We start from the raw sequence: 14,184 nt of genomic DNA, 5'->3' as shown, positions 1-14,184 counted from the left end.
AGTGATTTGCGACAACCAATAAGTCCAAAAAAGTCGCTACTTATTCGGACTCCAGATCGGCTGGTAGTCTGGGTGTCCGTGTTTCGCAAGCTCGAGGTCTCTCTTCTTCATGTCCTCGAAGAACTCCCAATCACGCGCCTCCCGGGAGCGCTTGAGGACATCGAGCACCGTCGAGCGCGAAACGCCAAACCGCTTCTCTGCCTCATAAAATACGATCTTTGTAGGGACGCCATGGATATCGATCTGGCGCTCCAAAAACTCCTCGAGCGCAAAGTTTCTCGCCTTCCGCGGAGCATGCCCTGATCTTTTCAAGACGAGCTTGCACCCGCTAACTGGTCGCTTGTCCGGGTGAATCATGTGCGCGAGCATTTTGCGAAAAAGCGGGTCGTCATTCCCCGCCAACACCTGATCAGCCACTTCGCGCAGCGCGTTTTCCGGATTGCTGAACCTCAATCGCGAAATTGCCGAGACTTTGTCTTCCCAGTCGCTCATACTTCTGTCTCCGTCATTCCAGTCGTCACCCTACCGCCTGGGGCGGCTGAGGCGTCACGAATACTGGCTCCGCCTTCAAGAAAACTGCACCAGTCTTCCATCATGCATCGGCGCTTCTCAACTTGGTCTGCACGATCATAGGCTTGCCGCACCTTCGAACCGACGGAGTGGGCCAACGCAATCTCTGCCATGTCACCGTCATACTGCGTACGTTCTCCGACCCAAGTCCGAAACGTTGAACGAAGTCCATGCGGCACGGCCGGCGTCCCCAGGCGCGCATCGACAAAACCGCTGCCACCTTTCTTAGCGCTAGCCTCGTGCATCTTGCGCATGACGGCAGAGAGCGCCGCATCAGAGAGCGCCCCGCCCTTCCTGTTCCAAAAGACCAGCGAGACATCTGCGAGACGCGGTAGCTCCTGGAGCAAGGCCATCGCGCGCGATGAAAGCGGAACCCGGTGCGGCCGGCCGGAAGGTGGGATCTTGGAGGATGCCCGCCCTGGCTGTATTGTCCAGAGCTGTCGGTCGAGATCGATTTCTTCCCACGTCATAAAGCGCACGGCCCCGGTCCGCGCGGCCGTCAGCGCTTGGAACTCTAGCGCCCGGGCGCTCGTGCCTGCGCGCGGCGCAAGCGCTCCGAACCAGCTCGCAGCGTCATCGAGCGTCAACGCGGGATAGTTACGCCCCCCGGTTAGCTTCGTGGCTGCTGGCAAAATCATGTCGAGATTTCCGCGCCACCGTGCGGGGTTCTCACCTGTTCTGTATCCAGACACCGTCGCGTAGTCGAGAACGCGCTCAACGCGCTGGCGCACCTTAGATGCGGTCTCAGTTTTGGAGGTCCAGATGGGCCTAAGGACGTCGAGAACATCCTGGAGCGCCACGTCGCTCACGGCTATATCGCCGATGACCGGTACGGCGTGCCGTTCGAGCGACGCGCGCCATTGCCGCCGATGCACCTCGCTTCGGAACTCGACGGCTTTCTCGTTGTCGTAGAGGGCCACCGCCTCGCAGAAGGTAAGCAGTTTGCGCCGGAAGGCCTGCCGGTGAGCGATTGGGTCGACACCCTCTCTGAGCTGTTCGCGCGCTTCTCTTGCGTATTCCCGTGCCTTAGCAAGCGGAACATCGGGATACGGGCCGAGTCCTGCTTCGCGCCGACGCCCTCGAAATCTGTAGCGAAATACCCAAGATCGGGAATCGAACTGTCCGATCTGCAACGCCAGCCCGGCTACCCCGCCAACGGCGTAGGTTCCCTTTCCTTTCAGACGCTTGACCTCGAGGGGTCCAAGTTCTTTGGCGCGTTTCGGCATATCTTTACCCCTCGAAATCACCTCAAATCTGTTCGAACACGGAATCGAACTCGGTGTCTGTGGGGACCTCAAAATTCTGACCCCTCACATACCCACCCAAAACCCTTTCACTAATAGCTACAAGGTGCAACGAGGCGCGACAAGGTAAAATTTTCAAGATATTGAAATGATTACGGAAAGCGACGTACTGCGACAGGCCTGCAATAGCGGTACTCGCCTCCAACTATTTTCAAATTATGTAGTGAAGCCTTGCACCACCACGCGTGACGCTAATCGGAAACGATCTTAGCATCTCAGCAAGCGGAGCGTTCCACTGTCGCTGACCTATGGTGAGGTTCTCCTATTTTCATCATCGCCGGCAAATGTACACCGGCACATGTCCGAACGCTTAGTTCAGGATTGGATGACCGCTAGTAGCTCGAAGCCCCGCGGCTATGGATCGCAAGTTATAAGTCCAAAAGGATCGACATCTAAGCGTCTCGGCGAAAAGGAAGGGTTTTTCGCTGTGTCAAAAGGTTCCGGAAGGCTTCAGGCCGCGGAAAGCCCCCGGCAAAACAGAGTGACCCGTACCGATTTGATGGCATTCTTTGGCATGGCAGGAACCGATCACTTGATGTTTCTCACCCCACACGCTCGCATCATCAAAAAAACCAACGTTTAGAACTGCGCGCAGCCTAGAAGGGCCGCGCCGTCTTCGTCTACAACAAAAAGGGATGGGCTTTCTTGTAGACGGAACTTGCAAGGTTTTTGAAACACACTCGTCAGTGGCTCTGGCGCGCATTCCGCAACGGCACGTGCGACGCTGCCTGCCAGAAACGTCCCGTGGGATGGCATGTAGCTCAGTGAAAAATCGCGCAAAAGCAGCCCCAAAAGTGACGCGTACGCATTGATTGCGGCGGTCGTTTCATTGTCCCCGAGGGCGCCATACTGTTTGATCGCTATTTCGCCTGTAACACCCTCCAAGCATGCGAACTGACGGCAGAACGCGGTCAGGCCGCGCCCCGAGAACAACGCCTCAACGGTGGTAAACTCATCCGAGTTGCAGCCACAAGCTTTGAGCTCGGAAACGATTGCAGAAGGCATTGAGATGTGTCCAGCTTCAGCTGGCGGGCATACCGTCCATTGGTCCTTGGTAATCACCTGACTGATGTTACACCCAGTCCCGATGCCGACGACCAAGGCTTGACCGTTGTCATACCGGGGGCTGAGCTGCCCGCACAGCGGTGCAACCTGATCCGCGGTTAGCATCGGCACGGCGTATCCCAAGGCCCCGAGATCATTCAACAATACAACGCGTTTGCAGGAAAAGGCCTCCGCCAGATCATTAGCGCCGATTGTCCACTTGCGGTTGGTTAATTTGGCGCGCCTCCCATGAACAGGGCCTGCAACCGCGATGACCATTTCATCGACAAAAGCATTGCGATGGTCATCACGATATGCGCGCAGCAGATCATTCAGGCTATCCCATTCCGCGTTGGAAAAACGCCGAACAGACCCTTTATCAATCACACCATTCGCGCACAAAGCGACGCGCGCATTTGTGCCCCCAATGTCAGCAACAAGCCGCATTGCTTAGTTCAAGCGCTCGCCGGTTTCGGGCGCGAAGTAGGACACCTTACCCAGATCAAACACGAGGTTCAGGTTTTGCCCTGCAACCGCACCCGTTTCCGCATGCAGACGCGCGGTGACGTGCCTACCTCCCAATTGCATCACGGCAAATGTATCTGCACCCGCAGGTTCAACCATGTCGATCAGACAATCGGCCTGCTGGCGCCCTTCACCACCGCGCAAGGATGCGTCGGCGATGTCTTCGGGGCGCACGCCCAGAATGACGTCCTCGGGCAAATCCTTGTTTTTAGTGTCGATCAACGTGATAGGATCACCGCTTTGACTGGCGATCTCAATTTCGACACCCTTCCCGTTTGCCTTAGTTTTGGCTGGGATCAAATTCATCGCGGGGCTTCCCATAAAGTCGGCCACGAAAAGATTGGCTGGGTGGTTATAAATCTCGGATGGGGTGCCGATCTGTTGGATCACTCCGCCTTTCATCACCACGATTTTGGTCGCCAATGTCATTGCTTCGATCTGGTCGTGGGTCACATAGACCATCGATGCACCGAGACGCTGATGCAGCGCCTTAATTTCGGTGCGCATCTCAACGCGCAGCTTGGCGTCTAGGTTCGACAGCGGCTCATCGAACAAGAACAACTTTGGGTCACGCACCAGCGCACGGCCCATCGCAACACGCTGACGCTGGCCGCCAGACAATTGCCCCGGCTTGCGGTTCAGCAGCGGTTCGATCTGCAACTGGGTGGCGACGTGTTTTAACTTTTTGTCCTGCGTCGCCTGATCGACACCGCGCACTTTCATGCCAAAGGTGATGTTCTTGGCGACCGTCATCGTCGGGTAAAGAGCATAGGACTGGAACACCATCGCAATGTCGCGGTCTTTGGGGCTGACATGGGTCATGTCTTTGCCACCGATGCTCAGCTTCCCGCCCGAGATAGGCTCAAGCCCAGCAATACAGTTCAGCAACGTGGATTTACCGCAGCCGGACGGACCGACCAAAACAAGGAAATCACCCTGCTCGATGGCTACGTTGATGTCTTTCAGGATTTCAACCGACCCATAGCTTTTGAACAGGTTGTTGATTTCTAGGATGGGGGCCATGGGGTTAACCTTTCACGGAGCCAGCGGTCAAACCGCGGACGAAGTATTTACCAGCCACGACATAGACAAACAGGGTGGGCAAAGCGGCGATGATCGCCGCGGCCATATCCACGTTGTATGCTTTGACGCCAGTGGTTGAATTAACAATGTTATTGAGGGCGACAGTCACAGGCTGCGTGCCTGCCTGACTAAAGGACACGCCAAACAGGAAGTCGTTCCAGATTTGGGTGAACTGCCAGATGACCGTCACAACGATAATGGGCAGCGAAAGCGGCAGGAATATCGACCAGAAGATGCGGAAAAACCCTGCGCCATCTACCTTTGCCGCCTTTGTCAGTTCCGATGGGATCGACACATAGTAGTTGCGGAAGAACAATGTCGTGAACCCAAGCCCATAGATTACATGGACAAAGATCAGTCCCGGAATCGTGCCTGCCATCCCCATCAGTCCCAACATGCGGGCCATGGGCAGCAACACAACTTGAAAGGGGATGAAGCAGCCAAACAGCATCAACGCAAAGAACAGGTTCGCCCCCCTAAAACGCCACTGGGCGACGACATAGCCGTTCAACGCACCGATCAACGTAGAAATCAAAACCGCAGGGATGGCGATCAGGACAGAGTTCCAAAAGAAAGGACGCACGCCTTCGCACTGGATACCTGTGCAAGCACCGGACCATGCAGTGCGCCACGCATCAAACGTGACCTCGCGCGGCAGCGAAATCAAATCACCGGTCCGGATTTCATCGAGGCTCTTGAAGGATGTTATGATCATCACGAACAGCGGCATCAGATAAAACAGCGCAAACAGGCCCAGCAAGATATACAGCACCCAGCGCAATAGGTTGTTGACCATGCGGCTGCCCGACCGAGGAAAAGTATAAGACATATCAGTCATCTTTCGTCCTCAGCTCTGAATAGAGGTATGGCACCACAATCGTGAAGACGACCATCATCATGATCATCGCAGAACTGGCCGCTTGGCCGATATCGCCGCGTGAAAACGCCATTGTGTACATGTATGTTGCGGGCAGGTCGGTGGCATAACCGGGACCACCACCCGTGAGAGCAATCACCAAATCGAAGCTCTTGATCGCAAGGTGCGAGAGCACGATGAAGGCAGACAGAAAAATCGGAGCCATCGCGGGAATGATGATCGCGGTATAAACGCGCCATGTTGGAATACCGTCGACTTGGGCCGCCTTGATAATCTCTTGATCCACAGAACGCAGTCCCGCCAAAAACAGCGCCATCACAAAGCCAGAGCTTTGCCAGATCGCCGCAATGACCACCGTGTAAATCGCCATGTCCGGATCAACGAGCCAGTTGAAGGTGAAATCCTCGAACCCCCAACCACGCACTGTAGCCTCAAGGCCCAGCCCTGGGTTAAGGATCCATTTCCACGCCGTACCGGTCACAATCATCGAGAGTGCCATCGGGTAGAGATAGATCGTGCGGATCGCGCCCTCTGTTCGAATGTTCTGATCCAGCAGAATGGCAAGGATAAGGCCAAGGATCATCGCAATCACAATGAACAAGAAGCCGAACACAAACAGGTTGGTAAACGCAGTGTCCCACCGGGGAGAGGCAAACAAACGGTCATACTGGATGAACCCTTCAATCTCATATCTTGGCAAAAGCCGCGACCGCGTCAAAGACACCCAAGCCGTCCAAGCGATAAAGCCATAGACGAAGATCAGGACGACGATGAACGAGGGGGCCAAAACCAATTTAGGCATGTGTTCTTCAAGCCACTTGGTCATTGGAATATCCTTAAAGGGCCCTCCCCCACGCGGACGTGGGAGAGGACGGGAGGAGACTTTTACATGCTGTTCGCGATTGCGTCAGCCAACATCTGAACAGCGTCCGCAGAGGCCATATCAGAATTGAAGTGTGCCGTCACAGTATCGGTAATTGCACCCGCCTGTGCACCACGAAGCGCCATGCCGTGGGCATAAGATGGCAAAAGCGACCCACCTTCGTTGCTTGCGGCCATGTCGTCGGCGGACAGAACAGCACAGCTGTCAAAGTTATCCAGTGCAACGTCTGTGCGCACGGGAATAGAACCCTTGTTCAGGTTGAACACTTCCTGAAAGCTTTCACCAACCACTAGTTCGGCCAACAGGGCCTGACCCGCTTGTTTGTCGTCACCATCAACGGCGAACATTGCAAAGCTATCCACGTTGTAAAGAAAGCCTTCGCCCGGTGTGGATAGGCACAGGAAATCTTCGCCAGGCACTTTGCCAGCCGCCATGAATTCGCCCTTGGCCCAGTCACCCATAATCTGGAACGCTGCTTCTCCGTTCATGACCATTGCCGTAGCCAGGTTCCAGTCACGACCAGAGAAATTTTCGTCAACGTAGCCGCGCATGGTGCGCATCTGGTCAAAGACGGCAACCATCTCGTCCGACTTGATTGTGTCCATGTCCAGCTCAACAAACGCCTTGCGGAAACCGTCCGCACCCAGAATGCCCAGAGCAACAGCTTCGAAGACAGTCGCGTCCTGCCAAGCTTGGCCACCGTGTGCGAGTGGAATGGTGCCAGCAGCCAAAAGCGTTTCGGCGGCTGCGTTGAATTCGTCCCATGTTGTTGGCATTTCAATGCCGTTTGCTGCCAGAACTTCGGCGTTTGCCCAGATCCAGTCAACGCGGTGCACGTTTACAGGCGCCGCACACCAAGTGCCCTCACACTGCATGTGGCCCGCGATGGCCTCAGGCAGAATTTTGGACCAGTTGTTAGCCTCAGCAACCGCCGAGATGTCTGCCAAAACACCTTCTTCGAACCATTCTTGAATGGCAGGGCCTTTGATCTGCGCCGCTGTCGGTGCGTTGCCCGCCAACACGCGGGCGCGCAGGGCTGTGCCCGCTGCATCGCCGCCGCCACCAGCAACTGGCATATCCGTCCATGTGCCGCCGTTTGCAGCGAACTCTTCTTGCAGAACCGCGACCGACTTCGCTTCGCCGCCGGATGTCCAGTAATGCAGGACTTCGGCCTCGGGCGACGCGTGACCATCAGCAAATGCGGCAGTCGATGCAACGATTGCCATACCAGAAACTGCGCTTAGGAATTTCATAGTCATTGTTTGATTTCCTCCCAGAAATTTTGTGCCCCGCCTTGAGGCAGACAAGCAAAACACTGGAGAGCGTCGCAGAGCAATGCAATCAGCGCAGAGCAGGTATTCAGGTCCGTCAGCGCATTAATCTGCAATTTTGTTACACGTTGTTACGCAACGCTCGATTTTGTTGCACAGTGTTACATATGGGGCGTTAACTGCTCCACCAGCCTAAAAGTTAAGCATCCGAGAAAGGCATATCATGGGTATCCCGCGGCTCCTTGTCGTTGATGATGATTCCGACATGCGCCAAATGATGACGCAGTTTCTACGTCAGAACGGAATGATTGCATTGCCCGCCTCAAGCGAACGCGAGGTGCAGGCGCATCTAAATGATGGGCGCGTGGATCTGATCTTGTTGGACGTGATGCTAGGGGATGAAAACGGCCTCGAAATCTGTGGCCGCTTGCGCGATGAACAAGACGTGCCAGTGATTATGGTGTCCGCCCTATCGGCCGATCATCAGCGCATGAAGGGCTATGCAGTGGGCGCGGATGACTACATCGCCAAACCGTTTAATCCCGACTTGTTGCTGGCCCGGGTCAAGGCCGTACTGTCACGCGCACGGCGCTCTTCCTCTCTGGTGCACCGTCGCAATACCAAGACCTTTTCCTTTGCGGGCTGGACCTATCACGCCAAAACCGAAGAGGTTTTATCGCCCGACAATGTCCAAGTGGCCCTGTCGCGCCGTGAAACCGCCCTTTTGCAAACCTTGCTGGCCAACCCGCATATTCCACTGACCCGCGCCGAAATTGCGACCGCATTGGATGTTACGGGCACGTCATCACAATCCCCCGAAGCCATAGGCCGGGCCATCGACGTTCTCGTGGGCCGCTTGCGCGGCAAAATCGAAGCAAACCCTAAGGCCCCCCTCATTCTCAAGACCGAGCGCGGTGTCGGCTACGTTTTTTCTGTTGATGTTACGGACCAAGACGGTTGATCGGCACCATCTCTAGCTTGCGCACGATCGGTCTGATCCTTGTGAGTGCTGCCTTTCTGACGGGTGGGCTTTCTGTCTGGCTTTGGACCCAATCGACCGCCAACTGGCGCCATCATCAAAGTACGGCATATATCGCAGGCGTAACGCTCTATGATGCCCTGCAAAACGGGACTGCACCGCCAGCGGGGGTAACACTTCGGGCGCTATCCCATGAAGATCAAGCCTTTGCGACAACAGGCCAGTTCCGCCAAATCACAGGCACCACGTCCGCGTCGCGCCTCACGATTATTCCCATTTCAGCCGATGTCACGCCCCAGCGGGTTGGGGCGCCCTTAACACTTGCCATTCTATCCCCTGACATCACCTACAACATTGCCGATCTGCCCAACCGTGACGGCCAGACAGCGGCGGAAACAACCGGCGCCGTTACGCGCAAGTTCGCATCCTTTTGCAGCGACCCAGTAGTCATCGCAAAATTGGGCGACGCACCTTGGGTTGGCGTCGACGGCTCACAGGCCTGGGGCTGCGAGGCGAGCCCGGCTGACAGACGGCTCTGGGCGGTTTTTCTGGCGGTTGTGTCGATGGTCACGATGATCACCCTGACCCTGAACCTGTCGTCAGACTTTACGGCATTCGCCCATCAATTGCGCAACCGCCGCCGCCTCGGCGGTCCGACACGGTATGATGCAACAGGCCCCCAAGAACTGCGCGAGATTGTGACTGCAGTGAACAGCTACCTAGAGGTGGAACGTGAACAATTGGCCAGCCGCGCCGCGGTCCTGTCGGGTGTTAGCCATGACCTTGGCACGCCTGCGACGCGCCTGCGTTTGCGGGCCGCACTGATCCCCGACAAGGAACTGCGCCAAAAATTCGAAAACGACATTGATAGCATGACAAACATCATCGAAAGCGTGCTGACCTACACCAACGCTGAAATGAATGCAGAAGCTCCCCGCAAGCTTTCACTCACCTCACTCGTGGATGCGATTGTCGCGGATTACCAAGACGTCGGGCGGCCCGTCATGTTGCAACAGGCCGAAGAAGTCATCGTGCAGGGCGGCCGGTCCATCTTTATGTCACGCCAAGGCCAAGGCGTTGTGCCCTCTGAAACAGACATCATTGTCTTTGCCCGCCCTGTATCACTGCAACGCGCCATCACGAACCTGATCGAGAACGCCCTAAAATACGGCCGCCGTGCGCATGTATCGGTCAAGGCAAACGCTCTGACAGCCACCATAGTGATCGAGGACGAAGGCACCCAGACGTCCGCCCAAGACATCGAAGCCCTGATGGCCCCGTTCCAGCGCGGGGAAGACACCGCTACCATTGACGGACACGGCTTGGGCCTGACGATTGTTGCAACAATTGCCAAGCTGCACGGCGGGTCGTTGGTGTTTGAGGACGTTTCTCGTGGCGTGGCTGCAAAGCTAGAAATCCAGCGCAACTGATCCCGTTGTGGGGTTGTCAGGAACTGCCATATCGACGTCTGACAAACGCACAAGGTTCATGTAAACCAATTCGCCTGCACCATCCAGAACGCGCCAAGTGACTACGATCGTAACGGCGGGCCAAGATGCCCCGCCAATCGCCTCGGCAGAGGGCATGGTTAGAGATGGCGAAAACATATCGCCCTATTAACCGGCTGCGCCAACAGTCCATGCAACAGTAGATCTCTTTATCGAAATGCGGAACGCAGTGCCTTACCCCGATGCAAGCCGATCTATCGAAACCCGCCCAAGAAAAATGAGGCGCGTGGACGTGTTTGTAGGGAAGCGAGGCATCTAGGAACCGGCGCATCCGATCAAACTAAGAGCTTTCCGAAACCGGGATCACAGAGCCACTCATGTTAGTGTCCCGACCTCAGCCAAACACGCATCAAAAAAACCGCCCCAAGAAACCTTGGAGCGGCATTTGCAATCGTCACAAACGTCAGTGAAAAATCATTTGCGCTTCGGCGCGGCTTTTCCACCTTTGGCGGCTTTTGCCTCGGCCGTACGGACGCGGTTCTTTTTGCTGTTGGACTTGCCCTTAGGCGGTGGTGGGCCTTTAGGTCCATCGCCGCGCGGCTTGTAGCCACCAGCCTTTTCGCCATCATCACCCGACTTTGGCTTTCCCTTGAAATCACCAGCCGGCTTGTTGGCACGCGCTTTCCACGGGGCATCTGATGGCTCACCTTTAGGCTTCGCTCCATAGGGCGGCTTGGCGGGCTTACGATCTTCGGGCTTGGGCCTGCGCTTGCGTGGCTCGGGCGCGTCGTTCCAATCAACGGGCCGGGTGTCGCCTTTACGATGAGCCGGCTTTGACTTGGGCGCGCGATCTGGGCGTCCACCTTTGAAATCAGGCACATTTGGAGCTTGATCCAGACGTGTGATCACCTTGGTGCCCTCAACCTTCATGCTTGGCCCAATCGACGCAAGGAAACCGTCAACACTGGCCTGACGGATTTCGACGTATGACTCGTTATCCGCGATGCGAATTGCGCCGATGTCGTCTTTGCTCACGCCGCCAGCCTTGCAGATCATCGGCAAAAGATGGCGCGGTGATGCATTATCATTGCGCCCTTCCGACACCGAGAACCACACGCTGGGCCCGAACGGCGCGCGCGGTTTACGCTCTTCGTGTTGGACTGCGCCAATATCTTCGGGTGCGGAATGGCGCGTCTGGTACTGGCGCATGTAGGCCGCAGCGATCTGCTCGGCCGAGAATTGGGCAACCAATTTATCGACGGACGGGCGTTCACCTTCGGTGATCTCCTGCTGCCAATCATCCGCTGCAAGCATCCGCACTTCGTCCCGCTCATAGACTTCTGCAGCCGACGGTGCCGACCCCCAGTTCGCATTCAACTTGGCCATCTTCAAAAGCCGTTCGGACTTCTTCCGAGTGGAGGGCACAACAACCAGTGCGCTGACCCCTTTGCGCCCTGCCCGACCCGTCCGGCCGGAGCGGTGCAACAGCGTCTCATGGTTGTTGGGCAGCTCCGCATGGACGACCAAATCCAGCTTAGGCAGGTCGATCCCGCGTGCGGCGACATCCGTGGCCACACACACCCGCGCACGCCCGTCGCGCATGGATTGCAGCGCGTTGGACCGCTCACTTTGAGTCAGCTCACCTGATAGGGCCACCACAGCAAAGCCACGGTTGGACAAGCGCGCCGTCAGACGCGACACCATTGCGCGCGTGTTGCAGAACACAATCGCATTGGGGGCCTCATAATACCGCAAGACGTTGATCACCGCGTTCTCAGCATCACGCGGCGACACGGACATGGCACGGTATTCAATATCGGTGTGCTGCTTTTGCTCACCCACGGTGGAAATCCGTTGCGCATCGTTCTGATAGGTCGCGGCCAAACCAAGGATCGATTTGGGCACGGTTGCTGAGAATAGAAGCGTCTGACGCTCAGACGGGGTTTGCTCTAGAATAAACTCAAGGTCTTCGCGAAAACCAAGATCCAACATTTCGTCAGCTTCGTCCAAGACCACAGATCGCACAGTCGTCAGATCAATTGATCCGCGCATAATGTGGTCGCGCAGACGTCCGGGCGTAGCCACAACGATATGCGCGCCACGCGCCAACGCGCGCCGTTCGTCGCGCATGTCCATGCCGCCCACACAGGATGCAAGCGATGCACCAGCATCCGCATATAGCCACCCCAACTCACGCTTGACCTGCATCGCCAGTTCGCGCGTCGGTGCGATCACGAGTGCGAGCGGCGTTTCCGCTTGACCGAATGTATCGTCTTCACCCAGCAGTGTCGGCGCGATCGCCAAGCCAAACCCAATTGTTTTGCCCGACCCGGTTTGGGCCGAAACCAATAGATCCCGACCTTGCATATCCGGCTGGGTGACCGCCTCCTGGACAGGGGTCAAGGTATCGTAGCCCTTGCGGGCCAGCACGTCTGCGATCGTTTTTTTCAAGTCGGAAGCTCTTTATATAGGGCAAGTGGTATGCGCCGCTGTGTTCACAGGCATTGCGTCATCCATGGGTGAAGGCCCGGCTCTACCTAATGGGGCGTCTTTTGTATAGGGCTGGTCTTGGGTCCAAATGCCGCGTGACGGGGTTATTTCGCGGATTTTGACCTTCTGGACGGGCAAATAGCACCCAAGGGGCGCTAAATTTCACGCCAACCTGCCGTTACCACATACGCGGCCGCATCACTCTCACTCGAGCCACTGGGACAAAAAGACAGACGCGGCCTAGATCCCGGCACGAAATTTGCTGTGCTACCACACCCAGTTGCTGAACAAACCTCACGAGCTGCCGACACCAGATGCCACTTTCCCTTCAGAAAAAAACGAACTGGCGCCCCGGGGTTTCTTTGCGTCCCGACATATCGGGTGGCCGTATCTGGGTTCAGAACATCAAGATCGATAATAAGCCACGCATCGTTGAACTGGGCCGTTTCCCTGAGGTTGGATTGCCCGAGGCGCGCGCCCGTGCGGAACAGAATAGTCAAAAAGTTGCCTCTGGCGTCAATATTTTATCCACCCTGCGTCGCAGTCATGAACAGTATCTTAAACAGCAGATCGCAGAGTTGAATGCGCGTCTCAAACATGATGAACCTACGCCAGACACTGCAATCAACACCAATGCCAGCCTACCTCAAAAAGAGGCACTCGACACCGCGCCCATATCGCATCCCGCAATAGTGCGCCGTAGTCCCAAGCCCGATAGCTCTGCGCCAGCTATGGTCGAAGCCTCAGCCGCGCACGACGCCCCCCCTCCTCATCCGCCGCTCCGCAGTGCGCCCAAAGACGACGCTCCAACACTTCCGCACAAGAATATCCGCGGTCGAGACTATTTTAGTTAAAAGGAAGATAAGCAATGTCACTCACCGCGACACATGACGCTCTACGTGCCCTCAAACTAGACGGCATGGCCGAGATGTTCAGCGAATTGGCCGAGAACGAAGTCAATCGTCAGGCTGACCCGGTGGAGTGGATACGCCTGATGGCTGAACAAGAGCGGCAGAACCGCGGCGAACGTCGACTGCAGTCACGCTTGCGGGCAGCCAAACTGCGCGATGACACCGCGCGGGTCGACATGATCGACTATGCGACGAAACGAAACTTGGACCAGACGCAGCTTAACTCCCTCGCGCAGGGACAATGGATCGCGGAACATCGAACCGTTTTGATCACCGGCCCCTGTGGCGTGGGCAAATCCTATATCGCCTGCGCCTTAGGTCACGAGGCCTGCCGGCAAGACAAAGCGGTACTTTATTTCCGCATGCCACAGCTGTTGGCCGAACTCGACAGCGCCCATAAGGCCGAACAATTTGACCGGGTATTCAGCAAGGTCGTCCGCGCTGATGTGCTGATCCTTGATGATTGGGGGCCAGACATCATGACGCCCGCCCAACGCCGCGACTTGATGGAGATGGTCGACGCCCGATATGAACGCAAAGCCACCATCGTGACCAGTCAGCTTCCCGTCGACAAATGGTACGACATGATTGCCGACCCAACGCTTGCGGATGCGATTTTGGATCGCTTGGTACACCGCGCGCACCGGATCGCGATGGACGGCCCATCGATGCGCAAATAACAGTGCCCCAAAAAGCGGCGCGCTTTATGCTCTTTGGATAGCACGCCGTTTTCACAATGCGTTCTCAACCAATCTCAACCATTTGTTAACCAACAACTTGTTAGTTGAGCTGTATGCAA

Annotated in this window: 13 protein-coding genes; 4 read left to right on the top strand and 9 right to left on the bottom strand. The window is 56.3% G+C overall.

Annotated features, from left to right (window positions below; genetic code table 11):
* Positions 1-36: 36 nt before the first annotated feature.
* The 7 genes from AC4GMC_RS00280 to AC4GMC_RS00250 form a co-directional block, all read right to left on the bottom strand.
* Positions 37-492, bottom strand: a complete 456-nt coding sequence (locus tag AC4GMC_RS00280) for a hypothetical protein (RefSeq protein WP_487875867.1) — start codon at positions 490-492, stop codon at positions 37-39.
* Positions 489-1,796: a tyrosine-type recombinase/integrase gene (locus AC4GMC_RS00275; protein WP_487875866.1), complete on the bottom strand. Its 1,308-nt coding sequence runs from the start codon at positions 1,794-1,796 to the stop codon at positions 489-491. The genes AC4GMC_RS00280 and AC4GMC_RS00275 overlap by 4 nt, the downstream gene beginning before the upstream one ends.
* 657 nt (positions 1,797-2,453) lie before the next feature.
* Positions 2,454-3,365 (bottom strand): glucokinase, encoded by a 912-nt coding sequence (locus AC4GMC_RS00270; RefSeq protein ID WP_487875865.1) that lies wholly within the window; start codon positions 3,363-3,365, stop codon positions 2,454-2,456.
* Positions 3,366-3,368: 3 nt separating this feature from the next.
* Complete coding sequence (locus AC4GMC_RS00265; RefSeq protein ID WP_487875864.1) at positions 3,369-4,466, bottom strand: ABC transporter ATP-binding protein; 1,098 nt, start codon at positions 4,464-4,466, stop codon at positions 3,369-3,371.
* A 4-nt stretch (positions 4,467-4,470) separates the two neighbouring features.
* Positions 4,471-5,364, bottom strand: a complete 894-nt coding sequence (locus AC4GMC_RS00260) for a carbohydrate ABC transporter permease (RefSeq protein ID WP_487875863.1) — start codon at positions 5,362-5,364, stop codon at positions 4,471-4,473.
* A complete protein-coding gene (locus AC4GMC_RS00255; protein WP_487875900.1) occupies positions 5,357-6,229 on the bottom strand; it encodes a carbohydrate ABC transporter permease in 873 nt (290 codons plus the stop codon). Before AC4GMC_RS00255 ends, AC4GMC_RS00260 begins: the two co-directional genes overlap by 8 nt.
* A 59-nt stretch (positions 6,230-6,288) precedes the next feature.
* Complete coding sequence (locus AC4GMC_RS00250; protein ID WP_487876965.1) at positions 6,289-7,539, bottom strand: ABC transporter substrate-binding protein; 1,251 nt, start codon at positions 7,537-7,539, stop codon at positions 6,289-6,291.
* A 241-nt stretch (positions 7,540-7,780) separates the two neighbouring features.
* On the opposite strand from AC4GMC_RS00250, the gene AC4GMC_RS00245 reads away from it, so the two are divergent.
* Positions 7,781-8,518: a response regulator transcription factor gene (locus AC4GMC_RS00245; RefSeq protein ID WP_487876964.1), complete on the top strand. Its 738-nt coding sequence runs from the start codon at positions 7,781-7,783 to the stop codon at positions 8,516-8,518.
* On the top strand, positions 8,515-9,966 hold the full coding sequence (locus AC4GMC_RS00240; RefSeq protein WP_487876963.1) for a sensor histidine kinase: 1,452 nt from the start codon (positions 8,515-8,517) through the stop codon (positions 9,964-9,966). The genes AC4GMC_RS00245 and AC4GMC_RS00240 overlap by 4 nt, the downstream gene beginning before the upstream one ends.
* Here the strand turns inward: AC4GMC_RS00240 and AC4GMC_RS00235 are convergent.
* Both AC4GMC_RS00235 and AC4GMC_RS00230 read right to left on the bottom strand, forming a co-directional pair.
* A complete protein-coding gene (locus AC4GMC_RS00235) occupies positions 9,946-10,143 on the bottom strand; it encodes a hypothetical protein (protein WP_487876962.1) in 198 nt (65 codons plus the stop codon). The genes AC4GMC_RS00240 and AC4GMC_RS00235 overlap by 21 nt on opposite strands.
* 315 nt (positions 10,144-10,458) lie before the next feature.
* Entirely contained in the window at positions 10,459-12,435 is a 1,977-nt protein-coding gene (locus AC4GMC_RS00230; RefSeq protein WP_487876961.1) for a DEAD/DEAH box helicase, read from the bottom strand.
* A gap of 353 nt (positions 12,436-12,788) precedes the next feature.
* Between AC4GMC_RS00230 and AC4GMC_RS00225 the strand changes: the two genes are divergently transcribed.
* Together AC4GMC_RS00225 and istB are read left to right on the top strand one after the other, a co-directional pair.
* On the top strand, positions 12,789-13,328 hold the full coding sequence (locus AC4GMC_RS00225) for an Arm DNA-binding domain-containing protein (RefSeq protein ID WP_487876960.1): 540 nt from the start codon (positions 12,789-12,791) through the stop codon (positions 13,326-13,328).
* A 14-nt stretch (positions 13,329-13,342) separates the two neighbouring features.
* Entirely contained in the window at positions 13,343-14,065 is a 723-nt protein-coding gene (gene istB, locus AC4GMC_RS00220) for an IS21-like element helper ATPase IstB (RefSeq protein ID WP_487876959.1), read from the top strand.
* Positions 14,066-14,184: the final 119 nt, after the last annotated feature.

The sequence above is a fragment of the Thalassobacter sp. genome, from assembly GCF_982993085.1.
The sequence above is the reverse complement of the archived record's forward strand: the minus strand, read 5'-3'. Positions and strand labels throughout refer to the sequence as shown.